This window comes from Microcoleus sp. C2D2, assembly GCF_036702495.1.
Lineage (GTDB): Bacteria > Cyanobacteriota > Cyanobacteriia > Cyanobacteriales > Microcoleaceae > Microcoleus.
Genome location: NZ_JAUBTO010000059.1, coordinates 1 through 25560, shown reverse-complemented (window position 1 = coordinate 25560; position 25560 = coordinate 1). Strand labels below are relative to the sequence as shown.

General features: G+C 46.6%; 17 protein-coding genes and 1 pseudogene. 9 read left to right on the top strand and 9 right to left on the bottom strand.

The features are described 5' to 3' along the window. Positions 1–281 precede the first annotated feature (281 nt). On the bottom strand, positions 282–1046 hold the full coding sequence (locus QUB61_RS19500; RefSeq protein WP_333132723.1) for a Uma2 family endonuclease: 765 nt from the start codon (positions 1044–1046) through the stop codon (positions 282–284). Positions 1047–1157: 111 nt separating this feature from the next. On the opposite strand from QUB61_RS19500, the gene QUB61_RS19495 reads away from it, so the two are divergent. Continuing rightward, complete coding sequence (locus tag QUB61_RS19495; protein WP_333132724.1) at positions 1158–1817, top strand: HAD family hydrolase; 660 nt, start codon at positions 1158–1160, stop codon at positions 1815–1817. Positions 1818–2227: 410 nt separating this feature from the next. Beyond that, the gene (locus tag QUB61_RS19490) at positions 2228–5572 is read left to right on the top strand and encodes a PAS domain S-box protein (RefSeq protein ID WP_333132725.1); all 3345 of its coding nucleotides are present in this window, start codon (positions 2228–2230) and stop codon (positions 5570–5572) included. Positions 5573–6351: 779 nt separating this feature from the next. Here QUB61_RS19490 and QUB61_RS19485 read toward each other — a convergent pair. Then, complete coding sequence (locus tag QUB61_RS19485; protein WP_445300261.1) at positions 6352–8637, bottom strand: iron uptake porin; 2286 nt, start codon at positions 8635–8637, stop codon at positions 6352–6354. A 171-nt stretch (positions 8638–8808) separates the two neighbouring features. Between QUB61_RS19485 and QUB61_RS19480 the strand changes: the two genes are divergently transcribed. Together QUB61_RS19480 and QUB61_RS19475 are read left to right on the top strand one after the other, a co-directional pair. Continuing rightward, complete coding sequence (locus QUB61_RS19480) at positions 8809–9540, top strand: sucrose-phosphate phosphatase (protein WP_333132727.1); 732 nt, start codon at positions 8809–8811, stop codon at positions 9538–9540. A gap of 766 nt (positions 9541–10306) precedes the next feature. After that, positions 10307–10660: a DUF6464 family protein gene (locus QUB61_RS19475; RefSeq protein ID WP_333132728.1), complete on the top strand. Its 354-nt coding sequence runs from the start codon at positions 10307–10309 to the stop codon at positions 10658–10660. Between the two features lie 86 nt (positions 10661–10746). On the opposite strand, the gene QUB61_RS19470 is transcribed toward QUB61_RS19475, so the two are convergent. Together QUB61_RS19470 and QUB61_RS19465 are read right to left on the bottom strand one after the other, a co-directional pair. Further along, positions 10747–11142, bottom strand: coding sequence for a late competence development ComFB family protein (locus QUB61_RS19470; protein WP_333132729.1), 396 nt, complete (start codon positions 11140–11142; stop codon positions 10747–10749). A 28-nt stretch (positions 11143–11170) separates the two neighbouring features. Beyond that, positions 11171–11479 (bottom strand): DUF1830 domain-containing protein, encoded by a 309-nt coding sequence (locus QUB61_RS19465; RefSeq protein ID WP_333132730.1) that lies wholly within the window; start codon positions 11477–11479, stop codon positions 11171–11173. A gap of 233 nt (positions 11480–11712) precedes the next feature. Here QUB61_RS19465 and QUB61_RS19460 point away from each other — a divergent pair, with 233 nt between their 5' ends. Further along, positions 11713–11874 (top strand): hypothetical protein, encoded by a 162-nt coding sequence (locus QUB61_RS19460; RefSeq protein ID WP_333132731.1) that lies wholly within the window; start codon positions 11713–11715, stop codon positions 11872–11874. Between the two features lie 736 nt (positions 11875–12610). Here the strand turns inward: QUB61_RS19460 and QUB61_RS19455 are convergent. The 5 genes from QUB61_RS19455 to QUB61_RS19435 all read right to left on the bottom strand — a co-directional run bounded on the left by QUB61_RS19455 (position 12611) and on the right by QUB61_RS19435 (position 20542). Continuing rightward, positions 12611–12997 (bottom strand): response regulator, encoded by a 387-nt coding sequence (locus QUB61_RS19455; protein WP_333132732.1) that lies wholly within the window; start codon positions 12995–12997, stop codon positions 12611–12613. A 47-nt stretch (positions 12998–13044) separates the two neighbouring features. Then, positions 13045–13281: a hypothetical protein gene (locus tag QUB61_RS19450; RefSeq protein WP_333132733.1), complete on the bottom strand. Its 237-nt coding sequence runs from the start codon at positions 13279–13281 to the stop codon at positions 13045–13047. A gap of 142 nt (positions 13282–13423) precedes the next feature. Beyond that, the gene (locus QUB61_RS19445) at positions 13424–16864 is read right to left on the bottom strand and encodes a PAS domain S-box protein (protein ID WP_333132734.1); all 3441 of its coding nucleotides are present in this window, start codon (positions 16862–16864) and stop codon (positions 13424–13426) included. A 270-nt stretch (positions 16865–17134) separates the two neighbouring features. After that, the gene (locus QUB61_RS19440) at positions 17135–19057 is read right to left on the bottom strand and encodes a response regulator (RefSeq protein ID WP_333132735.1); all 1923 of its coding nucleotides are present in this window, start codon (positions 19055–19057) and stop codon (positions 17135–17137) included. Positions 19058–19255: 198 nt separating this feature from the next. Then, the gene (locus QUB61_RS19435) at positions 19256–20542 is read right to left on the bottom strand and encodes a chemotaxis protein (RefSeq protein ID WP_333132736.1); all 1287 of its coding nucleotides are present in this window, start codon (positions 20540–20542) and stop codon (positions 19256–19258) included. 633 nt (positions 20543–21175) lie between these two features. Here QUB61_RS19435 and QUB61_RS19430 point away from each other — a divergent pair. The 4 genes and pseudogenes from QUB61_RS19430 to QUB61_RS19415 all read left to right on the top strand — a co-directional run. Further along, positions 21176–23725 carry an ATP-binding protein gene (locus QUB61_RS19430; protein ID WP_333132737.1) on the top strand — a complete coding sequence of 850 codons (2550 nt, stop codon included), beginning with the start codon at positions 21176–21178 and terminating at the stop codon, positions 23723–23725. Between the two features lie 197 nt (positions 23726–23922). Further along, positions 23923–24108 carry a four helix bundle protein gene (locus QUB61_RS19425; protein WP_445300262.1) on the top strand — a complete coding sequence of 62 codons (186 nt, stop codon included), beginning with the start codon at positions 23923–23925 and terminating at the stop codon, positions 24106–24108. A gap of 211 nt (positions 24109–24319) precedes the next feature. After that, the gene (locus QUB61_RS19420; protein WP_333132738.1) at positions 24320–25354 is read left to right on the top strand and encodes an RRXRR domain-containing protein; all 1035 of its coding nucleotides are present in this window, start codon (positions 24320–24322) and stop codon (positions 25352–25354) included. Between the two features lie 46 nt (positions 25355–25400). Further along, positions 25401–25481, top strand: a pseudogene (locus tag QUB61_RS19415) (four helix bundle protein); the annotation flags it as partial. Between the last annotated feature and the right edge of the window lie 79 nt (positions 25482–25560).

Genomic DNA, 25560 nt, shown 5'->3' with positions numbered 1-25560 from the left:
CACAAAAAGTAATGCAATACTTAAGCTAATATACGCAAATTTTCGCTGAGAACCGATGAATGTTTATATCGTTTCTGAGGAGGCTGCTAGCCGATCGGGTTTTTACAGCACATGTCCTAGGGACAGTGAATAGCCGTGTCCCTACCGGAACCTGCAACTGAGGGGAATTTAGATTTTTGATTGAAGAATTGAATAATTGCCAATGACTTATAAATATCCCAACCCCGATAATCATCAGTCATCCCCAATCTAAAATCTAAAATCTAAAATCTAAAATCGAATTACTCGCCTTCTAACTCTCGCAAACGCGCTTCTAAAGCTTGAATTCGCAACTCAGCTTCTATGCGCCTTTGTCGTTCTCTTTCTGCCGCCAATTCGGCTTGTTCTGCCCGTTCCTCGGCCGCCAGCAGCAAATTCCCGGAAGCATCCCACCAGCGCAGCCAAGGCAGCTCTACGCCCTGATAAACCCCTTGCCAAATGCCTAATTCCACTCCTATTTGTGCGATCGGGTAATGTCCGCGCTGATTGTGTGGGACTAACTCGAAGCGGTCCTCTACCAAATGATACACTTCAACTTGTGCCTTTTTGACTTCATAAATGCCGTAAAAAGCAGGTCTAATTATGCGCTCGTAAATCCAGAATTTGCCCTGGCGAGGAGTCCTATCTCTTTCTTCACTGCCATCGCCAGAAACAAATTCAAGTACAATCAGAGGCGGTATTAATTCCCGCCACATTACATAGGATCGGCGAAGATTGCCGTCAAGAGTTGGCGGTACGTCGGGCACGTAAAACCAATCAGGTGCTTCGGCTCCTCTTTCTGGGGGTTCCGGGGGCCCGGCCACTCGCCAATAAATACCGGAATCTTGACCGATGCAGTATTGCCCGTCGGGATGAACTTGGTCTAAAATCGGTCTAATTGATGTTGTTAACAGGATGCTTTGAGGATGTTCTTGAAAGTTTTTCACAAAAGTACCGTCGGAGTCTGGTAATTGAGTGTGGTCTGGGAAATCTGTTGCTAGAATTTCTGGTTTTTCGGTGACACTCATGTTGACCTCTTGAATGTTGAAAAATTATACTTATTATTGGTGATTTACAGATTAATAATGCTATTATGTCATGGAAAACCTCGGGTTGCTATCTAGAAAATTTTCAGGAATATGAGTCAGTACAAGTTAATTATTTTTGACTTCGACGGCACTTTGGCCATTACTCACAAAGCTATTATATATTGCTTTACCAAAACTTTTGAAAATTTCAATATTATCCCGCCGGCTGCTGATACTATTATAGGTACGATCGGCATCAATTTACCAAATACTTTTAAAATCCTGCATCCGGCGATCGAGGAAAGCGCCATTCCCGAATGGGTTGAAACTTACCGCTCTTATTATCGGACTGAAGGTGAAAAGCAGGTAGATTTATTTCCCGGGACAAAGCAAATCTTGCAGTTGGCGAGCAAGTCGGGATTGAGCCTGGGAGTTTTCAGCAACAAACAGGTTAGTTTTGTTAATTTGTTACTAATAAAATTGAAAATTCACAGTTTTTTTGATTTAATTTTAGGAGATAACGGACAAATAATCCCGAAACCAAATCCGGCTGTTTTTCACTCGATTATTAAACCGCTGTTCCCGGAATTGGATAACAGTCAAGTTTTAATGGTTGGCGATACAGCGGTTGATTTGCTGTTTGCTAAAAATGCTGGGATAGATGTTTGTTGGGCGGCTTACGGATATGGCGATCGCGCTCAGTGTCTCGCCCTAGAACCGACTTTCGCGATCGACGATATTTCCGAACTTGCTGCGCTCGTTAAAAATTAATTTTTTATCGCTTTTTTTTAGAAAAGTTTGAATCATTTAACTCAAAAGTCTTTAATTAAAATTTTTTCAAGAGAGCCGGACGCTCTATAATTTTGATTTAAGTGAAAAAATAAATGCGCGAACCTGTAAGCCGCCTAAACCCGGCAAAGTAAACCATACCAAAGATAGAGTTATTGCGACTACAACTATTATAAATTAACAGTTAGGATTCATTTGAAGGCACAAGGCACAAGGCACAAGGCAGAAGGAAAAAAAAATGATGGAGGTCAGATTTTTTTTAGGTAGAATTTACAGCAAAAATTCTGCATGATAGCCTTCTAACTTCTGCCTTGGCAAAACAGGGCAATTCTGTTAAAATCTAGGGTCTGCTGCCAGTCTGGATCGAAAATAAACTCAATCTATAGAAACTCATGCAGATCGATATAAGCATTCCTTCTGAAACGCTATCGCCGACTCGCACTGGTGGCAATGCACCGAATTTAATAGAAGAAGTATTCCGGCTGTACGATCGCGCGCTGGCAGCTATCACCAACGGCATCGCGATCGCGGACGCTACCCGGCCGGACAAGCCCATAGTCTACTGCAACCTGGCTTTCGAGCGGATTACAGGCTACGATCGGAGCGAAATAATCGGGCAGAACTGCCGCTTCCTGCAAGGCCCGGATACCGATGGCGCTGCCGTCGAGCAAATCCGCGCGGCCATGAAAGAACAACAGGACTGCAAAGTAGTTCTGAAAAACTACCGCAAAGACGGCACCGCCTTCTGGAACGAACTCGCCATCTCGCCCGTGCGCGACAGCAGCGGGATAGTCACCCACTTCATCGGCGTCCAATCTGATATCACGGATCGCTTCCAAGCAGAAGAAGCCCTCAAACAAGCCGAGGCAAAATACCGCAGCATCTTTGAAAACGCCACCGAAGGCATATTTCAAACCACCCCAGACGGGCGCTACCTCAGCGCCAACCAGGCACTCGCCCGAATGTACGGCTACGATTCCCCATCAGAACTGATCGCAAAATGTTCGGCAAAAAACCTTTACGCCGATCGCGCCCGCCGCGCTTGCTTCATTGCAGAAATCAGCAAAAGTGGCTCCCTGAAAGAGTTTGAGTCCTGCGTCCGCCGCAAAGACGGCAGCACTACCTGGATCTCGGAAAACGTGCGCGAAGTCCGCGGCGAAGGCGGCGAACTCCTTTACTACGAAGGAACTGTCGCCGAAATCGCCGCCCGCAAAGAAGCCGAAGCAGCCCTGCGAAATCAAGAATACTGGCTGAAAACCGCGATCGACGCCGTGCCCGACGCGATCAACCTCACAGACAGCGAGGGGCGCTGGCTGATTGCCAACGACTACGCCCTCAAACTTTTGGGCTGGGAAACAGCAGACTACCAGGGCAAAACTACTGCCGAACTCGCTGCCGCCGCGGATCCGAGAGTCAGAAAAATCCTGCTAACTTGGCAGGAAACCGACGAAACAACCTGGCAAGAAGGCACTCTCACCTCCAGCCGCCAAAGTGTCCCCTTGCCCACAGGCGGCAGCAATTTGTTTGAAGTGCGGAAAGTGCCGCTGTTCAACCCCGACGGTTCGCGCAAAGGTTTGGCAGTCGCGGGGCGGGACATCACCCAGGAAGTGGAAGCGGATGCAGCTTTGCGAGACAGCGAACAGCGGTTTCGGGCAATTTTTGAACGCGCTGCGATCGGCATGGTAGTCGCTACCCTCGAAGGTATGGCGATCGCCACTAATCCGGCATTTCAAGCTATGCTGGGGCTCTCGCAAGCCCAACTGCGGGGTATGGACCTCGAGGAATGCGCGCACCCGGAAGACGTACAAGCCGATCGCGAGTTGCGCCAACAGTTGGCCGCGGGATCGTGCGAAGCTTACCAAATCGAGAAGCGCTACCTCCGCCAAGACGGCAGCATCAGGTGGGCACGCCTCAGCGCCTCTGTCATCGACAGCAGTCAGGGAACGCCACAGTTTATTTTGGAAATGGTAGAGGATATTACCGACCGCAAACAAGCCCAGTTAGCTTTATTGCAAAATGAGGCTAAGTGGCGATCGCTGATTCTCAACAGTTCCGACATCATTACTATTCTCGACGAAAGCGGTGGCATTGTTTACGAAAGCCCTTCTGTAAAAAGAGTTTTGGGCTACGAACCCGAGGAACTCGCTAGTCAAATGGTCCTCGATTTCATCCACCCTGACGACCTTGCCTCGGTGATATCCTACCTCGAAAAACTGATCGCAAATCCAGGCGCTCCGATCGCCGTAGAAGGTCGGTTCCGGCGCGCTGACGGTTCTTGGTCTTTTCTCGAAGGCGTCGGCATCAACTTGCTAGCAGACCCCGCTGTGAACGGAATTGTGCTCAACTCCCGCGACATGACGGCGCGCAGGCAAGCAGAGTACCGCCTCAGCAAAATCAACGAGTGCTTTTTGGGATTCACCACCGAGGCCGCTGACAACATCCAGCGCCTGACATCTTTAGCAGGCGAGCTTTTGGAGGGAAGCTGCGCCATCTACAGCCGCGTCGGTGACGGGCTGCTGCGCGCGATCGGGACTTGGCAAGTGCCGCCGGACTACCCGCTGGTCGATGGCGCCGAGGGCCACATCTGCACCGACGTATGCAGGAAAGGAAGCGATCGGGCTGTCGCCATTCCTGACTTGCACAACACGATCTACGGCCAAATCGATCCCGCTGTCATCCGCTACCAACTGCGAAGCTATCTGGGACAAGCAGTGCGCCAGGGCGACAATTACGTGGGTGCGATGTGCGTTCTCTACACCGACCCGATCGCGCCCACAGAAGCCGACTGCAAGCTGATCGGAATTATTGCTGGGGCGATCGGAGTCGAGGAAGAACGGGCCGCCGCCGCCGCTCGCGACCACCAAAAATCCCAAGAACTGCAAACAGCTTTGCACGAATTGCAGCAAACTCAAATGCAGTTAGTACAAACCGAAAAAATGTCTTCCCTCGGACAGGTGCTAGCAGGAATTGCCCACGAAATTAACAACCCAGTTGGCTTTGTCGCTGGCAACCTCTGCCACGTCCGAGGCTACGTTCTCGACTTGTTAGAAATCGTGCAAGCCTATCGAGAAGAGTACCCAAATTCCCCAGCAAAAATTCAGCAACAAGCCGATGATATAGACTTAGAATTTCTAGCAGAAGACCTGCCAAAATTGCTCAATTCGATGCATACAGGATGCGAGCGAATTGTAGAAATTATTCAAACTCTGCGCAATTTCTCGCGGGCTGACGAAGCGAAAATCAAGACTGCCGACATTCACGAAGGTTTAGAAAGTACCTTGTTAATGTTGAACAGCAGGCTGAAAGCCAAGGCCAACTGGCAGGGCATTAAAGTGATTAAAGAATACGGAGATCTGCCGGAAATAAACTGTCATCCCGGACTGTTAAACCAGGTATTTATGAATGTATTGGCAAATGCGATCGACGCCTTGGAAGAAAGCAGCAGCCAAGCACAAGACACCGAAAATTCTACCTGTCCTACTATTACGATTCACACAGAAACGATTGATGACAAGCGCATTTGCATTCGGATTAAAGACAACGGTTCGGGCATTTCCCAAGATCAGATCGTGCGTTTGTTTGACCCGTTTTTTACCACGAAACCCGTAGGCAAAGGCACAGGTTTGGGTTTATCAATTTCGCACCAAATTGTCGTTGAAAAACACAACGGCAAATTGCAGTGCCTCTCGGAACCCGGTCAAGGCACTGAATTTATCATCGAAATTCCAATTCGTTGACGTCAGGACGGCGCTAATCAGGTCTCTCTTCTCGACAAGGGCGTGAATCAGCGTCAATCCCTTGTCATCTGCGATCCGAGAAATTCTTTTTTTTTTTTACCGCAGATGAGGGCAGATAAACACAGATTAACGCAGATGAATTCTATCAATTTTGGTGGCACTATCTATTCTGTTAGCATCGGAATTATTCCTATGTCTCTTCTATTCATCTGCGTGCATCAGCGTCAATCCATTGTCATCTGCGGTTAATAACTGCTCTTTTTTTAACCGCAGATACAGGCAGATAAACACAAATTAACGCAGATGAATTCTATCAATTTCGGTTCCACTATCCGTGATTGTTGACTGTTGACTGGATTTGACGCCCGACGATGCAACCGGAATTGATAAGCTGTTGTGCATTTAAATTGTATATTTCGAGTCCCGATCAAAAATCGTCAAATCCTCTCCCCCTCTCCCCTTCACCCCCTCTCCCTCTCTAATACCATAGGCAATCTAGATGCAACACAGCTTATGACACCCTACCCTAACGCGGTAAGGTTTTTCAGGCGTACCTTACATATAGCAGTTTTCAACTGAGTCAGGTAATCTACACTCAGCACCCCTTTACCCATTATTAATGTGTACCTGACTCAACTGAAAAATACTATAGCAATCCTAAATCATTTGTGAATTTCTTACTCCCTCCCCGCGGGTTCGGGGAGGGTTGGGATGGGGTAAAAAATTTATGACTCATTGAGGATTGCTATATAATTATGTTCGAGTCAGCCCTAATTTAGTTAAAAACTAAACTGCGTCCGCAAATTGCCCACAAAAATTGTCGGGTTGTTATCGAAATTATTGGCGTTGCCGATCGCATAAAATGCGGGCACGATCGAAATATGGTCGGTGAGAGGCAAATAATAAGTTGCCTCCATTTCGTACTGCGTGCCGCCATTCCCTCCGCCAGAAACCAGAAACCTCCGACCGCCAGTAAAGTCAAAAGGTACTAAAAATGACACCGTAAGCAAAGCTCCTTCTTTGAACAAATCGGGAAATGCAAGTCCTAACTGATAAGATTGATTTTTGATCGTGCCGTCAGGTCGGTTAGTCTTGGGAAATATATTGGTTTCGGCGTAGCCGTAGCGGCCGAAAAGACCAAAGCGGCGAGTGACTAACCAATCGAAATTGAAACTATAAGTATTCGCAGTCGCATTGCCCAGGCGGCCGCCGAAACCGTCATCTGCCACACCGTTTAACGGCTTGCTGTTAGGAGATCCAATTAAGCCGCCTATTTGCTGGATGTTGGAACGGCTGTACAGAAAGCGCAAATTAGCCCGATCGCTCGGACTGAATGTTAATTCTGCTGTAGTCGTATTCGTGCCCCCAAACAAGCCTTGAGACGGATTGGATGCGGAATTAAACACGGAAGTGGGCAAAAATTCCGTACTCTCGCCCAAATAGCCAAAACGCAGTCTCAATGCGCGGCCGATATCCCACAAAGCCAAAGCACCGGCACCGCGTCTGGTAGCGCTTAACAAGGGGCTGTTGTTAGAATTAAAGCTGCTGGCACCATCTACAAAAAAGTTAAACCTATTGTTGTCAAAGTAGCGGTAGAAATTAATCCTCGGCCCGACTACTACTTGCAAGCTGTTGCTAAGCGGGAACCGATAGGAAAGTTCCCTCAGGACAACTTCATTGGGATTTGCTCCCGCAGTTTGATCGAGAAAAGGAGTGCCAAAGGTATTGAACAGACCTGTTGAAGTATACTGATTGGCTGGGGAATTGCCGTTACCTACAGCTAGCTGTGTAATCAATTCGTCTTTCCCTGTAAACGAAGTAGTGAGAGTCAACCAAACTAACTGGCTGAAAGTGATTTCTGGGTCGTCAACTTTCTGCACGATGGGTCTGTTGGTGACAGGATCGCGTCCGGCTACTCGATCGAGCGGAGCAGCTTTTCCATTTGTTGCTTCAATTCGGACTCGATCGCCGGCAAAAGCTCCAGTCAGGTTAAACCAAGCAAATCCGTTTAGTTTAGTCGTAGTTGAAAATTGGTTGGCTTCCAATTCGGCCGTTCGAGCTTCTAAAGCATCTACTCTACCGCGCAATGTAGCTAATTCTGCCGCAAATTCTTCTTGCAGTTTTTGCAGAGATGCTAAATCTTCTCGGCTGACTAGATTACCAGTAGAACCGCTAATTTGTTTGGTAATTTGATCCAAGCAAGCATTTAATCCGGCGGCAAATTCGTAGCGAGTCATTGCCCGATTGCCTCGGAATGTGCCGTCTGGATATCCCGCAATGCAGCCGTATCTTTCTACTAGGGATTGCAAGGCGCCAAAAGCCCAATCTGTCGGCCGCACGTCGGACAGTTGGGAAACTGAGGTGACTTGTGCTGCGTCTTCTTGTATGCTGAGCTCATCAGCGGTGCCCGTCTCGCTGCCGATCTCGGCAACTTTGCTGGCTTCAGCAACGTTTTGAGACTGAGGAGAGTTGGCAATTTCTAACTCCTCTGGGGGCGATTCGCCAATAGCCCCCGTTATTTCTGGGGCTGTTGCTGCACGATCGACAGTTGCTGTATCTGTTTCGGGTAAAGTTCGATCGACAGTTGCTGTATCTGTTTCGGGTAAAGTTCGATCGACTGTTGCTGTATCAGTTTCGGGTAAAGTTCGATCGACTGTTGCTGTATCAGTTTCGGGTAAAGTTCGATCGACTGTTGCTGTATCAGTTGCGGGTAAAGTTCGATCGACTGTTGCTGTATCAGTTGCGGGTAAAGTTCGATCGACAGTTGCTGTATCTGTTTCGGGTTCGGGGGATGAGACTGTTGCTGTATCAGTTTCGGGTTCCGGGCGTGAGACTGCTGAGTTAGTCTCTGCGGTTATCCCCGCTAACTGCGGAATCTCAATCTTAACTGCTGCCAGCGCGGAGGCTGGGTTAGCCACATGAAGGGTACTACCTTCTAGCGCAACTTCTGGAGTTGAGGTATCCTTAATTTGAGCTGTTGCGGCGATCGCCCCTAAAGGCACCGTCACACCAGAAATCAAGAAAGACAGCCAAAAAGCTTTAACGGAGGTTGAATTCTTCACCACAACACTCACACCACTTGTTAAAAATTAAATCTGGCCAATGTTAACCGATCGGCTTGCTTATAAATGTATTTTGTTTAACAAATTCTTATAAATAGTTAAAATTATTTTAGGAAGCGATCGATTCCTAATTACTAATGACTGATGACAACAGAGTACTGATTAATTCCCAAAATGAAATTTTTATTAGTTACAGATTTAGACAACACGCTAGTCGGAGATGACGAAGCAACTCAAGTTTTAAACCAGCGCTTGCAATCAAAGCGATCGCAAATTTGTTGGGTTTACGCAACCGGGCGTTCTTATGCTTCAACTTGCGAATTAATTGCCCAAAAGCAACTGCTAGAACCAGACTATTTGATCGCAGGTGTAGGCAGCGAAATTTACCAAGACGGAACCCTCGATTTAGATTGGGCGGAATATCTTTCTCAAAGCTGGGATAAAATAGCGATCGCCTCTTTAGCTCAGCAGTTTTCCAAGCTTAAACCCCAATCCCCAAAAGAACAAAATCCTTGGAAAATCAGTTATAGTCTGGAACCAGCAGCAGAAAACAGCTCGACTGTCCAGGCTTTGCAGCAAAAGTTAACGGAATCGGGACTGCTAGCTCAAATCATTTTTAGCAGCAATACCTATGTGGATCTTTTACCGCAAACTAGCAATAAAGGCAATGCCCTTACTTATTTACAAAAGCGCCTGCAAATTCCATCTGAGGGAACATTAGTTTGCGGTGATTCTGGCAATGATATCAGTATGTTTGAACAGGATGTCCGGGGAGTAATCGTCGCTAATGCTCTGTCAGAACTCTTAGAATGGCATCGCCAATGCGGCACTGAAAATCATTATTTAGCTGGTTCTGCTTGCGCTTGGGGAATCATGGAAGGAATGGGATATTTTTGGGAATTTTGATTGCCGAAAATCCGGTTTGGTTTGTAGTGAGGACTAAAGTCCTCATAAAAATCAGAGGGCTGAAGTGCTCACTACAAACACACTTCAAGCACCCCAAGTCCCGCAAACCCTTAAAATCTGTTCAGAATCTCAACCGCGTATCGCTCAAACCTGCGAGTTGCGATACCATTCGCCTGTACTGCTTTATCGGGAAATTGGGTTTAAAACCCCTTCTTCAGTGGCCGGCTTTAATTTCTTAAATCTATTCCTAAAAATCAGGGAATTGCTGGTATTTGTAGTATACTACCGTAGTCAAGGTTAAACTCCTGTGCCTCAAGTGAAACAGTTAAGACACACTTTTAGGCACAAATTGTTGGACACCTAGCCGCGAATACTCTTAAAACAGCTAGAGAATCAACGCATTCTTTTTACCAGCAAAAAAAAATTGGTTCATTTGTTAAGTAGGGTAGGGCATACCCGAACTCGCTTGTTCATATCAAGCGTACGCTTTTGGAGATAGACCCTAGGCGGGTTGCTGTGAGTTGAACTCGTCAATTGGTATTTTGTACGGTTGAAAGGTTTAAGAAGTGCCTTCATGACATAGCGCTTAAAGGTCTGTCGATGAATTAAGAATCCCCACGCCTTAAGGCCCGGGAGTGTCAAATAGTTAAGCTTAGGGCCTCAACCTAAATTACTCTCTCTAGAAGATGTTATCTTTCTAGATGAAGAAGATGTAGGTTTAGTCTACTATTTGCCCGTTTAGTTCAGCTCGCCAACCCACCGCCACATGGAACAAAATACTTTACCCGTAGAGGTGATTCTCTCTCACCCCCGCCAATCCTTAGGCAACATTCGGCTGGATTGGACGCCACAACCGGGGAACTATCTAGATTTAGAGGGAGAAACCTACGCTGTTTTGGAACGCCACCACCGCTATCAACTCAAATCCGGCCGCTACCGACTGCAAAAAATTGCCCTGTACGTGCAGTCTGCCACAACGCCGACGGAAAGAACTTGTGTAAGCGGCATCTGGGTTATCGGAGATGCTAGCTGTCGCTTTAATGCTCGATCGGAAATTCTGCGCTGTGCTGTCAATCCCAATGGCCCGTGCTCGCGCTGCTGCGATTACCAAAAGTCTTGAACCGTCGAGCCAGTGCACAATTCCACCTCGCTCGCTCAAGCCAGAGTGCCGAGGATATGGGCGTCTCCCTCATTTACGACAAACTATCAAAACCAACTAGCAACTCTCGAAGCGGATTTAACTTGTTCCCGAAAGCCGTAATCGATCTTCTGATAGCTGTGCAGCAGGTCGCGAATGCCAGCATGAATCAAATTTTCTATGTGCAGCAACTGCTCTGAAGAACAGCGAACCTGGAATGTGTGGTTTGACACAGACTCGCCGGAGTCGATCGCAGTATATCTATTAGGAACTCGGCTGAGCACGTAAGCAATTAAATCCTGTCGCAAGCCAGAAGGCGAAAAAGCTTGTTGGTACGGATGCGTCGGATAAGACTCCAAGATAATTTCTACTTCTTCTGTAACTACTGCCAAGGTAATATTGACAAGATTTTTCTGCATTCTCCCCATCCCCAAACACTCGTTAACTAATATTTTTGTTGCCATCTCGATATCGTGTGATTTCTGCGGAATCTTAGCCGGCTAATACCGCACATCGTTCTTGGGGAATCACCAGCTCGCTCTCGAAACTTACCTCTTCTATAACCCGCAGCACGTAGCAGGGAATCTTGTCCGATAAAATAGCACTTGCCACCATACCCGTGTGAATTTCTAAGACTGCTTCTGCTGGTGCTTCAAACATCAGTCGCTGTCCCGGAAATATCACTCTTTCCATGTACCAATTAGGAATGTTCCCAATCCGAACCACCTGAACTAGCTGGGTAGCATTTGCGTAATAGCACAGAATCGGGTTGTTATCTTTAGAAGATAGCTGATCTGACATTTTAAAAATCTCCCCACTCTTTCAAAAACTTACTGGGACTTGGCTTTGCCTGTTAGTGGCAATTGCGAGTTTGGCTCTTGACAAAACGACAGATTTATTTTTGGGGTGTTATTCGAGAGCGCGAATCACTTCCTCAGTTATTAATTTTTTTACCATTCAGTTCTCATGCCAACACTTAGAGGACTGGCGCAGAAACCCCGTTTTTCCAGGTTAAAAAACCCGGTTTTTGTGGTATGCAGAACCTCAATCCTGACTTATTCAGGCTGGTTGTGCTGTGGCACCAGTTAATCGAAAGTACCGTCACCGACCCGAACTGCCCTGACAACAGGTTCGTTTTTTGGCAGCGGAATGGTGCTGAGATTGCGATCGGGCTTCTGATCCAGAGCGTAGAGTAAAATTTATCTAAAAAATATGAGGAAATTATGAAGACCATCATTTTTTTGATAAATATACTTTTGCCGAAGCTGGGATTACAGCACTTAGGCAAAAACCGGGTTTTTTACCATAAAACTTGGCTAGATCTGCGATCCCGGGTTAAAAAAACCCGGTTTCTGAGGGAAGTCTGCCTAACTCTTGGATTAGCAGGCCCAAACGGGGTTTTTTACCAAAAAACTTCGCTGCATCTTTGATCCCGGGTTAAAAAAACAGTTCTTGAGGCAAGTCTGTGTAACTTCTGGAGGAGTTATTCTGCCTGTAAATACGGTAATAGCCGATCGGCTTTGCGCGCAACAAAAAACCCCGACTCCCTGAGATCGTCTCTCGAACTTCTAGGGAATCAGAGTTTAAATTAACCAATCACCGATCCATCTCAAACCTAAATCAAAAAAATGAGGAAATTCTGAAAACAGCAGGAAAAACTAGGACTTTCCTGGACGCAGAAACCCGGTTTAAAACATAATTGCGTGATTTTTGCAAGAGATTGGGAACGAGAAAGCGGGTTTGAGATCCTCATCCGGCTTTAATGCCCCTGGATTCTTCAGTCGGGCTGGGCAGACTTTGTTTGTCTAGTAGCCGTTTCAACCGCCGAGTTCGATCTGCTATCTGCCTGGGCAGACTTTGTTTGTCTATTAGCGGTTTCAAACGCCGAGTTCGATCTGCTATTTGCTATGTGCGATCGCATTTTCCCCCAGTTTAAGACAACGGTTCCCAACCCAGAATTTCCGCAACTTGCTGTGCCAAACTCAAAGGATCGAAAGGCTTGGCAATCACCCCCGCTACCCCCAAATCAGCAAATTCGCTCAAATCCATCGCCTGCACCTTAGCAGTCAGGAAAATCACCGGAATCCCCCGAGTAGCCGCATTGTTTTGCAGCAAACTAAACAAAGCAACTCCGTCCATATCCGGCATCATCACATCTAGCAGAATAGCGTCAGGGAGTTGAGTTTCAGCTAAAAGCCTTCCTTCGCTGCTGCTGAGCGCGCTCAGTACCGTCCAGCCGCCTAAATGTTCCAGACAGGCCTGAATCACGCTGCAGAGGTTTTTTTCATCATCGATTACCAGAATGCGCTTTGCTGACATAATTAAAACTCAAATTTTAGATTAATCATGGTAAACCCAAAAAAAACTTACGCACGCTGCCTCATCAACCCGGTTTCTTCGCAGATATACCAGAAGGAAGAAGCAAGACGGAAGAAGCAATTAGCAATAAAGTTAACTGTTTCAGCAATTAAGAACGTCCTAATAGTCTTGGCGGTTCCTATATTGTGCCGCTCACCTACTTCTATCGTTTCCGGTTGCACGGACACGATAAAGTCAAGGTAAATAATTCCACATTCCCCGACTCCCCACTCCCAACGGACCACTCCCTATCCCGAACGGTGTAACCGGAATTGATATTAAACCGAGAACAGAAAAATCGACAGATAGCCCTGCCAAACTCATTCTCGCCGCGTGCGTTGCGAGGAACCTTAGCTTTCCCCATCTCTTATGAAAGCAATCTCAAAACTAAAAACTTTTTCCCCCTTCGCCTTCCAACGGTGCGGGCACTGTGAAATAGAAACTGCTTCCTTCTGAGACAACACTTTCGGCCCAAATTCTGCCGCCGTGCTGCTGCACGATGCTGCGACAGATAGCCAAACCCAAACCCGTACCTCCTTTTTGGCGGGAGTCAGAAGCATCCACCTGTTGAAACCGTCCAAAGATTGTTTCTAGTTTATCCGCAGGAATCCCCCGCCCTCGATCTTTGACTTCAAATAAAACCCGATAGCCCAAATCTTCCACCCTGACAGTTACTGTACTCTCGGCAGCCGAGAATTTAATCGCATTGCTCAACAAATTTACCAGCAGTTGAACGATCCTGTCCGGGTCAGCCCAAATTTTGGCCGTTTCGGGCAAAATCGACAAACTAATGTTATTCTCAGCAGCCACAGACAGCACAGATTCCGCAGACTTCCGCATCAAAACAGCCGCATCGCACCACTGCTTGACGAGGATAATTTGGCTCGAATCGAGCCGCTCTAAGTCTAGAATATCGTTGACCAAACGCACTAACCGTTCGGTATCGCTAGACGCGATTTCTAACATCTGTTTGGCAGTTTCCGGTTGATGTTTCAGTACCCCAGCCGCCAGCAAACCTAAAGAACCGCGAATTGAGGCAAGCGGCGTTCGCAGTTCGTGGCTGACAATGGAAATAAACTCATTTTTCATTTTTTCAATTGCCCGACTTTCTGTGATATCTGTGATTGTGCCGACGTGACCGATTAGTTGCTCTCTGTCGGAAAAAATCGGAGCTGTTTTAAGCCGACAAAACCGGATTGTTCCGTCTCGCTGGATGTGGCGGAATTCGCAGTAAAATTCCCCATCTAGCGATTGCGATTCCGACCACTTAGACAGAATTAGTTTGATGTCTTCGCGGTGAACAAACCGCATCCAGCGGTTTCCTAAAGCTGCTGCCGGTGCGAAGCCGCCAATTGCTTGACAGCGGGGATTTGTATAGGTACATTTCCCCTCAGTATCGATTTTGAAAATGCCGACGGGCGAACTTTCGCTCAGAGAGCGAAATAAAGCTTCGCTTTCCCGGAGTTCTGCTTGAGAGCTTTCTAGTTCTCGGGTTCGCTGCAAAACTCGCATTTCTAACCGTTCGTTGAGCTGTTGGAGGGCGGCTTCAGCAAGTTTGCGGTCACTAATATCGCGGTGTACTGATACCCAATGGGTAAACCCACCTGTTTCGTCAGCGATCGGCACAATGCTCATTTCTACCCAAAATTCTGTCCCGTCTTTGCGATAATTGATCGAGTCAACCCGCACCGGCTGCCAGGTTTCCAAAGCTGTCCGAATTCGCTCGATACTGGCGCGGTCTGTTTTTTCTCCTTGCAAGATGCGCGGCGTTTTGCCTAAAACTTCTTCTAGCGTATAGCCGGTCATCCGCGTGAAAGCTGGGTTGACATAAAGAATTCGCGGGCCCGGTTCGTCAATCGGTTCAGCTTCGGTAATTAACACGGCGTCGTTAGTGGTGGTGACTGCTGATTCCAACAGGCGCAACTGTAATTCTCTAGCTTTACGATCGGTAATTTCTCTAACTGTCCCCACCATCCGCACTGCATCGCCTGCTTCGTTGTAAAAAAACTTACCTTTCCCCTCAATCCAGTGAATGCTGCCGTCGGGCCAAACCACGCGGTTTTCGTTACAGAAATCCGATCGCTGGGCAATCGCCTGATTTATAGCATTCTGAATACTGTTTAAATCTTCTGGGTGAACGCAAGCTGCAAAACTTTGATAAGTTCCGCCAAAAGTTCCCGGGGTCAACCCATACAACTCTTCGTGTTCCCTCGACCAAATAATGCTATTTTTCTGCACGTCCCAGTCCCAAAATCCGATTTTGGTAGCCGACAAAGCTAAGCTAAGCTGCTGATTGGTTTTCCGCAACTCAATGCTAGTAATAGCAACTCGAAGTTCTCGGGCTATTTCGATTTCGCACCGCTGCCAAGGCAAAGATTTTAACCTCACAGTTTCTTGCCACAACTCAAAGGAAGTGCGAGGAGACCTCGGCCGGCTGTCATCCGGTTTAAATTCAATTAACCCGTCTGGTTGACCGGCCCAGTTGACAGTTTGAATTGCTTCGGGACGGAACCACAAAATGTAATAATTTTGCATCTCGGACATGGCAAGCACCAGCAAACCGCTAGCAAATTCTTTAAATTTCTCGGAGGGCGGATACAGTTTTGAGAGAGAATCTGTATGAAAAACATCATTATTTATTTGAGTTTTTATCCAAGCAATTAATTTTTCGATTTCTACCCATTCCGGGGTTTTGCCGATGGTTGTTAAATTTTCCTTGGCACACACAACTGCACCGGTAGCGCCCACTAGGGTCAGCAATTCATCTCCGAATGTAAGCAAACCTTCTACAAAGCAGTTTTTTCGAGAGATTTCTGTGATAAATTTATGGCAATTATTTTTTAAATAAATTGCATATTCCCAGTCTTCGCTATCTTGTTTGTAGCTGAGTTCTAGATTCACAAACTTTGCTAGCATTTCGCAAGCGGTTCTTGTTTCGTAGTTGACATACTTTCGTGTTGGATGGTGACAGGCGAGCAATCCCCAGACTTTTTTATCTTTGATTAATGTCAGGGTCATGCTAGCGGCAACGTTCATATTTTTGAGATATTGAACGTGGCAAGGGGAAACTGTTCTCAACAAAGAACAGGCCATATCCAGGGGGCGACCGGTCAACGGATTGCAGTGAGGAATTAGTTCTACAGGCTGACCGTTAATATCGGGAATAAACCGAATTAAATTCATCTTGAACAGGTTTCTTGCCAGGGGGGGAATATCCGTAGCCGGATAGTGCAGTCCCAATAAAGGAGCCAAACTTTCTACTTTGTCTTCGGCGACAACTTCCCCCGCACCAGTGGCATCAAATTGATAGACGATCGCTCGATCGAAACCGATCATCCTCCGCACTTCTTCAACTGCTGTCTGACACAGCACTTGCAGGTTTGGTGTTCTGTGGATTTTGTCGATCGGCTCTTGGACTAAATGATAAAAATTGAAACAATCGCTAGCTTTTGGGGAAACAACCGCCTCTAGTTCAACAATTAATGCTGAACTAGATTGATGCAGCGTCCCCTCAAAAAAAGACTGGCGGTTTTGACTTTTGAATGATAATCTGATACCATTAGAGTGATGACTTTTTTCAAATAAAGCTTTTTCAATAGCCTCAATTTCCTCAGTCTCCACAAATTCATGTAAAAATTTGCCCAAAAGTTCTTCGGGGTAAATGCCGAGAGCCTCAAAAGTATTGTTGCTAACTTGCAAAATTTTCAACACAGGAGATTCCAGCACCAAAAGGATGCCGTGAGGTTGAATCGAACCCGGAGCGTAAATTAGTTCGCAATCGCTGTTATTGAGAGTGCCTGTGTCTGAGGGCAATATCTTTGCTTTCATATGATTAATACTTCTCTAAATTAGTCTATGTTCTTCATGAGCGGACCAACATCTATCAACGCCGCCGCGGCCGAATCACACAATCAAAAAATCCCAAGTCTTGGCTAAGGCTTCCTGACTCGTTTCGGACAGGCGCTGCATATTTCCTCCTAGTTATACCAGTTTTAAAAAAGAATTAAACTGTAGGCCCGTGCTCGTGGTTTCGAGCTTCATCATTCATTCCCCATTCTTCAGTTATTTAATTCTTTAAATTTTTAATCTAAAATGGTATTAGTGTTGTGCCTGAGCCAGTCTGTGCCTGAGTTGAGTCCGCTCCAAACGATTTAGGAGGCGAGCAATCAATTCCGGTTGCACGATCGGCTTGTTCACGTAGTCGTCAGCACCTGCGACAAACATTTGGCGCACTATTTCCGACTCGGAATGAGCCGTCAAAAATAGCACGGGGAGCTTGCTCCAGCGCAAATCGTTGCGCACTGCCAAACACAGCTCAATACCACTGTAACCGGGCATCTCCACATCTAAAATTAGCAAATCCGGACAAGTGGTTTCGAGTACCTCCCAGAACTTTTCGGGATCGTCCAAGGTTGTTACTTGAAATCCCCAAGGTTGTAGAATGACTTGCAGTGCAGCCAATAGATGCACATCATCATCTACCACCATAACTTTAGCTTCAGCAGGGCCGGCCTGGTCGAGAACTTGGGCGACTGCTTTGAGTATATCTGCTGGGGGGATAGATTTGTGTAAAAAGCCGGAAGCTCCCAAACGAGCAACTTCTATTCGATCGCTCAATTGATTGTGCCCGCTAAAAATCATCACCGGAATTTCTGGTTTTTCACGGAGGAGTTCGGCTAGGAGAGAAAGTCCGTTTTCCTGAGTTCTGGAAAATGTCAAATCCAGCAAAATCGCGTCGGGAGGCTGTTGAGAAATCGCATTTCTTGCCGCTTGCGGAGAGTTGGCGACTTCTATCTGGAAGCCGTTGGCGGATGCTACTATTTTCAGTTGCTCGCTCTCAAAAGTATCATCATCAACAATCAGCATTCGGCGCTTCTGGGAAACCGCAGGAACGGGCTCGCCTTCTGGTTCGGGCGACGGGCGATCGAATATCTGTTTGAGGTTATGCAGAAATTCCTCAATCTGCTGAGCCGTCTCCGGTTTCAAGATGTTTTCAGTCTTGAACAAATGTTCTATCTTGCGCGCAACTTCCGAACCTTTGGGCAGCCCTAAAGTTCCCAAAGAACCGACTAATTTGTGAGCTTGAGCCTGGGCTTCCTGGCGCAGTTCGCCCTCCAAGGTGCCGCTTTTCAATTGAGCGATCGCGCGCTCGAATATCGCTACCTTTTCTATAAAATTGGCTTTTAAATTTTCCCGCATTTTGGCAACCAGATTCAGGACTTTGAGGCGGCGGTCGTCATTGTTTAATTCCTGGCTCGACCCGCTGGATTCAGCAGATAAAGTCTCTTGACTTTTAGCAGTTTCTGCCGTTTCCCGCGCCACTTTTTGGCTCTCAATATCCTCTTGCAGATTTTTGAGCCGATAGCCCAGTCCGTAGACGGTTTCAACTAAATCTACAGTCATCCCGGCTGCTTTCAGCTTCTGCCGCAGCCCCTTGATGTGAGCGGTAACGGCTTCTTCCTGAGGAAATTCGCCGGCCGACCAAATGCGATCGAGGATGGCGCTGCGGCTGAAAATGCGGCGGGGATTTCTCAGGAAAAGTTCCAGCAAATTGTACTCTTTCGGAGTCAAGTGCAGCACTTTTTCGGCATAAGTTACTTCCGTAGTGTCCGGGTTGAGTTGCAGTTTTTCCCAGGTCAAATTTGTACTCGACAAAGTTGCCTTACCCCGGCGCAGCAAAGCCCGAATTCGAGCGATTAATTCTTCGAGATTAAAGGGTTTGACCACATAATCGTCTGCACCCGCTTCTAAACCTTGGACTCGATCGTTGCTGCTATCTAGCGCTGTCAGCAGTAAAATCGGCATTTGGCAGCCGGACGATCGCAATTTCCGACACAAACTAATGCCGTCTAGTTTAGGAATCAGCACATCCAAAACAATCAGGTCGTAATCGTAGGTCTGCACAAAGCGCAAGGCTGTTTCACCGTCTGCTGCCGCATTCACATTGTAATTGTGAGAGTTCAGTGCTTCGGTCAGCAAACTGACTGTAAGTGTGTCATCTTCTACCAGAAGAATTTTCATAAGCGTAACCTGTTATTTAAGATTTTTTTGTGACTTATTATCGAATTATTGGGATATTTAAATTGCATTTATGCTAGTTTATTTTAAATCTTCCCACCCTAAGTCTAACAAATACTTTTCTTAAAATTTTGAAATGGTAAATTTTTATTTTTATTTTTTTTCCCTCTCCCAATGTTTCATCGGATTTGACCTGGGCTTTTAGGGCTTTTTGGACTTCAGCGCCTGCTGAATTTTTTGAATCAGATATTGCGATGAATCTTGTTGCTGAACTCTCTGTTCCAACTCGTAAACCGCGACTTCGGCGTGTTCTATATCTTTAACTAAAGAATCAGCGGTAACACTTTTTATGACTGGCAAAGGTTCTTTGATAGCCGTCTGTGAAGGTAAATTTTTTTCCGCAATTAATTCCTCCAACTCTAACAGCGCCATTTCCGCGCGATCGATCTTGATGGTCACAGATTTAGCCACATTAGCACCCGCTCTTGCTGCCTGCGTGAGTTCGTGAACGCGAAGTTTAAATCGGCTGGCAATTTGCTCCATTTGATTCCCCAATTCAAAAGTTTTACTCGCCAGTCTGCCAATTTCCAGACTCACTTGGCTCAGACCGCTGGGCTGACTTCCCATTTGATTGGTAACTACAGCCACCTGTACTGCTAAGTGCCTGACTTGCTCTATCGCCTCCCGGATGGTTCGGGAAGTGCGGTTAACCGTTTCTAAATCATTAGCTATTGCTTTGCCAACGCCCAAAATTTTATCTGTATTGTTGCAAATAGAATTAGCACCTTGAAAAGTAGCTTGAAATGCTTGGCGACCTTCCGAGGAAATCAGTTTCGCAATCCTCACAAATCGCTGATTCATTTGAGCTATTTCTTCAGCTTGTTTTACCAGTGCTACTTGCTCGAAACTGGGAAGAGTCGGCGATTTTTCTGTTTGACGTTGTTGGGATTTTAAAAGCTCATTACATTCTTTAAACTTCGCCTGTTCTTGTTGAATTATAGCCCGATATTTATGTCTTTCTACTCGGTGTTTTTGAATAACTTTGTTAGCTTGCGCTAAAAGTTTCGACTGGGCAATCACCAGAGTCTGAACGTCCAAAAGGTGGTGGCTCTCGTTTTCCATTACCACAACAATAGGTTCATAAATCAAGTCTTTGTGCCTGTTGAGAGACGCTTGCACCGCATCGTCAACTTTCCAGTTTTCCGAAAGCAGCAAAGGCGGAATTCTAATAAAATCTAACAAAGCTCGAATCGGGTGCTGCCCGTAAATTTCTAAGCGATCTGGAAGACTCATTTGCTCTCGAAACTTGACGCGAGAAATCATGCCCAATACCTGTGATTCGTGAGTAATAATGACTCCCGGCAGGTCGGGTTCTTGCTCGAATCTTTCAGCCACTACCTGTCCTGGAGTTGCAGCACTCACTTGAAAGTGGTGACAAGGCAGATGTCCGATCGTCAAATCGGGGGTGAGTTGAGTTGGATTGCTCATTTACCCGGATAGTTTTAAGTAGAAGTTAACAAATTATATATTGATATTATACTAGAATAAGATTTTTTAAAGTGGTCAACAACCCACCACTAATCGGAATACCGATTTAGTGGGGCTTGAAAGAGTCCTAGTTGACCAGCCTAAATCTTAACTGACAGGAGTTGTGGGCAAAAGTTGTTCGCACGCCCGGAATGCGTAGCTAGTTAAGAGCTCTGTAACGAAAGCATTAAACAGCCATTTGGGAGGCAGTGTCTTTGGCAAAGTACCGACCTACAACAAAGGCGTGTGGTAACTTGACCCCAGCAATGCGAGTGGAATTCCTGAGTTTCCATAAAAAACCCGCTACCCAAACACGACCTGAAGCTCACGATTATTCAGCCGTATCCCTGCCCCCCATTTCCTCCCACCGCTTTCGCACTCGTACAGCTATGGCGGGGTCACTCGCGGCGAAGAAAGATGACAAATATAGGGAGAAATAAGCTTTCTGGCTCCTGGCCGGCTCCTTGAGCCTGCCTTGTGACTACTTTCCTCTCAAGTCTCAAGGAGCGGCCGCGCCTGCTGCGCCCCGGGTGCCGTCCCCACAACAGAGGCATTCATATTTTGTTCTTTAAAACAACCGGGAAAATATCTAGATTGAAACCAAAAACCTTAAATCGGACTTTGCCACTAGCAACCTTTGAGGCTGCTTACCAGTTGTTACAGCAAATGGCTGAACTCCCCGGGGCGATTTGGCTGGCCGACGATGCCATCGCTGATTCTCAAAATCAGGAAAACTCGTCGGAAAGGTTTGCAGCAGTGGTATCAGATAATTTTAGCGCGCTGCTGCGGGGCAAGCTATTAGATGAGTTCGCAACAAACGGACGCAAACACAGCGAAAAAAATCTCAATTCGCAATTGAATGTGCAGTTGACTTTCGATCCCGGGGCGATCGCCAATTTCCTCTCTCCCCTCGCAGACAAACTCGCAGAAATAACGCCCGCACCTTCGCGACAAATTGACATTCGCGCCCTCAAACAAGCAATTAAAAATATACAGCCAAACTCGGCAGTTTTTCAAAGCGAATTCACCCTAAATTTGCTGGATATTCTCGCTTCAGATGCCACAAAAAACAGTCACCCGCCCCTACACTACCAAACAGAAATAGAGCCAAATTCCGCGCCCAAAGTGATAGCTCCAGAAACGCTACATATCCAGATTACCGAAGCCGTCAATCAATTACAACTTGCCAGTCCCTGCATTTCATTTTGTCAGCCAGTGGAAGATGCTTTGCAGCAGCAGCTCGAACAAGAGCGACTTTTGAATCAAGTGACAACTCAAATCCGCCAGAGTTTGGAATTGCCTGTAATTTTGTCAAAAGCAGTGGAGCGAGTGCGAGAGTTTTTGGAGGTCGATCGCCTGTTAATCTATCAATTTGAAAAAGTGCCAGCGCCGCACAATGGTGAGTTAGCTAAAGAAATACCTGCGGCGGTTTCTGGGTCTGGCGAAATCAAAGAAAATTTCGGGTCTTACTTGTATTTAGGTCGCGTCACCTACGAAGCTTTAGCCAACGATGCTATCTCGTCTGTACTGAATTTTAGTGATGGGGCGCAGTGTTTTACCAATGGAGTCATTGACAGAGAGAAATATCGCAAAGGCTTGGCTTTGTGCGTCGCGGATGTGGAAACAACTTACTCTTCGCAACCTTGTTTTTTAGAGTTGATGCGGCGGGCGAAGGTGCGCGCGAAGTTGCTAGTGCCGATCGTAGTTCAAGACGAATTGTGGGGGCTGCTAATTGCCCACCAGTGTACTTGTCGGGAGTGGGAAGAAAGCAAAAAAACATTTTTGCGGCAAATAGCAGAACATTTGGCGATCGCCATTTATCAAGCCGAACTTTATGCACAAGTCCAGCAGCAAAAGCGCACCTCAGAACAGCGCGTAATAGAGCGCACGCGAGAACTGCGCGATGCACTGGCCGCGGCCCAGTCGGCCAGCCTCGCCAAGAGCGAATTTTTGGCAGCTATGAGCCACGAATTGCGGACTCCCCTCACCTGCGTCATCGGCATTTCCGACACCCTGCTGCGGTGGTCTTACGGCAAAGTGGGCAGCAAAGAAGTGCCGGTGCAAAAGCAGCGGCAGTACCTACAAACTATCCGGGACAGTGGCGACCACTTATTAGAATTAATTAACGATATTTTAGATTTATCGCAAGTAGAAGCGGGAAAAGCAGTATTAAAAATTAGTGAATTTTCAATTTCTAAATTAGCTTCTCAGAGCCTGCACGCGCTCAAAGAAAAAGCTCTGGCTAAAGGCGTGGAACTGCTGCAAGAACAGCGGATAAAACAAGAGTGCGATCGCTTCACCGCTGACCCGCGCCGCTTGAGACAAATTCTCTTCAATCTTTTAGGAAATGCGATTAAATTTACTCCCGAAGGCGGGCAAGTCATCCTGCGAGTTTGGGTTACAGAAGATAAAAATAGAACGCCGGCCCTGCGGCAGCCCGGTACTGCACCGGCTGGCAGCACCGCTGTTTTTCAAATCAAAGATACCGGCATTGGAATTCCCGAAAATCAGCGATCGCTGTTGTTTCAAAAATTCCAGCAGTTGGATTCCCCCTACCGCCGCGAATACGGCGGCACCGGTCTGGGATTAGCTTTAACTAAACAGTTAGTAGAGCTTCACGGCGGCGCGATCGAAGTCAACTCTACAGTTGATGTCGGCTCTACTTTTACCGTTTTTATACCCATCCAAACTCAAAGCAAAGATGAATCCACAAAATTTACATATGAAAAATCTAATTCATCTTTACCGCTGCATTCTTCCTCCTTGCGGGGCAGCCTCGTGCTCGTCGAAGAAGATGAAGAAACTGCGATGCTGATTTGCGAGATCCTGACAGTCGCAGGACTGCAAGTGGTGTGGATGATTGAAGGTTCGGCGGCCGTGGAACAAATTGAACTTTTGCAGCCGAATGCTGTGATTGTCGATATGCGTTTGCCCGGTATGAATGGCTGCGAAATAATTCACCAACTGCGTCAAAAACCCGTTACGGAAAATATCAAAATTCTGGCTTTAAGCGCTAAGGAGATTCCCGCAGATGAGATATCTTCGGTGACGGCGGGAGCTAACGATTGTTTGGCTAAACCGATTCACCCTGAGCAATTGCTTGACAAAGTTATTTCTTTAATGGCCGGGATTGGTAATGGGTAATTGGGGATTGGGCATGGGGCATGGGGCATGGGGCATCGGGCATGGGGCATCGGGCATCGGGCATGGGGCATGGGGCATCGGGCATGGGGCATCGGGCATGGGGCATCGGGCATCGGGCATCGGGCATGGGGCATCGGGCATGGGGCATCGGGCATGGGGCATCGGGCATTTAATATAATTGAGTTTTTTAGGTAATTATGGGAAGACCTGATTTTGAGGAATTAGAGGTTTATAAGTTGGCGGAAAGTTTGGCGAATCAGATTTGGGAAATTGTTAAAAAATGGGATTACTTCACCAAAGATACGATGGGCAAACAGATCGTTCGGTCTGCTGATAGTGTCTGTGCTAATCTTGCTGAAGGAAGAGGTCGTTATAGTCACTAACCCCAGCCTAAAGGCATGGGGCTTGAAAGAGGAAAATTCACCACCTTCTTAATTCAAGACTAAAACAGTGTCTAGCCTGCGTCTTTAAGACAAACTGAGCCATCTGGGAGCGGTATCCCACCGGACGTTAAGAATGCCTCCCTAGTTTTTAACCGCTCGGATGTGCCAGTGGCGAAGGGAAATATATACCTAGAAATAGGACTTACCGTAAATGTTTGTACCCGTTGTAAACAGTGAAAATAGACCGTTAATGCCGACTACCAACGCCCGCGCCAAACGTTGGATTAAGTCAGGTAAGGCTACGCCGTTTTTTAAAAAAGGGGTATTTTGTGTCCGACTCAACGTAGAACCTTCTAATACCGATCGCCAGCCCATTGCGGTAGGAATCGATCCAGGTAGCAAGCGCGAAGGATTTACAGTTAAATCCAAATCGCATACCTACATAAACATCCAAACTCATGCCGTTGATTGGGTAAAAGACCGTGTTGAAGTAAGGCGAAATATGCGACGTGCAAGGCGATTTCGGAACACGCCGTGCCGTCAAAACCGAGCTAACAGGTTGGTTAACAAAAATCGCATACCCCCATCTACTAAGTCGAGATGGCAGTGGAAGTTAAGGATAGTTAATTGGTTGGCGTTAATGTTTCCGATATCAACATTTGTTGTGGAGGACATCAAAGCGCGAAAGAGGAAAAACGGGCGCAAGTGGAATGTATCGTTTAGTCCCCTAGAAGTGGGCAAACACTGGTTTTACTCCGAAGTCAGAAAAATTGCCCATCTTGAGATTATATCTGGCAACGACACTTACTCAATGCGTCAAAATTTAGGACTCAAAAAGTCCAAACAGAAACTATCAAACAAGTTTGAAGCGCATTGCGTTGATTCTTGGGTGTTAGCTAATTGGTACACGGGAGGGCATATTCAACCTGACAACACCAAGCTAATAGAAGTAATCCCTCTTGAGTTTCATCGCAGACAACTCCATCGCTTGCAGCATTCTACTGGTCATGTCCGCTCTCGGTACGGTGGAACTTTAAGTGCAGGGTTTAAGCGCGGTTCAATCGTTAAACACCCTAAATATGGGTTCTGTTACGTTGGAGGGTGGCAAGAGTCGCCAACAAAGAAAGACCCATACCGAAAAACAATTAGCTTGCACGATTTAAAAACAGGCAAGCGTCTAACTCAAAACGCATCGCCCGCAGATTGTAAATTTTTGTCCTACAACTCGTGGCGTATTGCAAATTAAATTGTAAAGCCGTCCTAGAAGGACGGGGTTTCTCACCCATCTTTCTAATGACCAAGATAATCGGCGTTTTGTAAAAATTGCGAGAGGCTCTTTGTACGAAACAGTAAAATGGTTAAGATTAGCCTATCCTCATTTGTGACAAGTTAAGAAAAAGTGCAAATTGTCAAGGGGGTAGACAAAAAAAGGTAAAATAGGATGAAACCTTT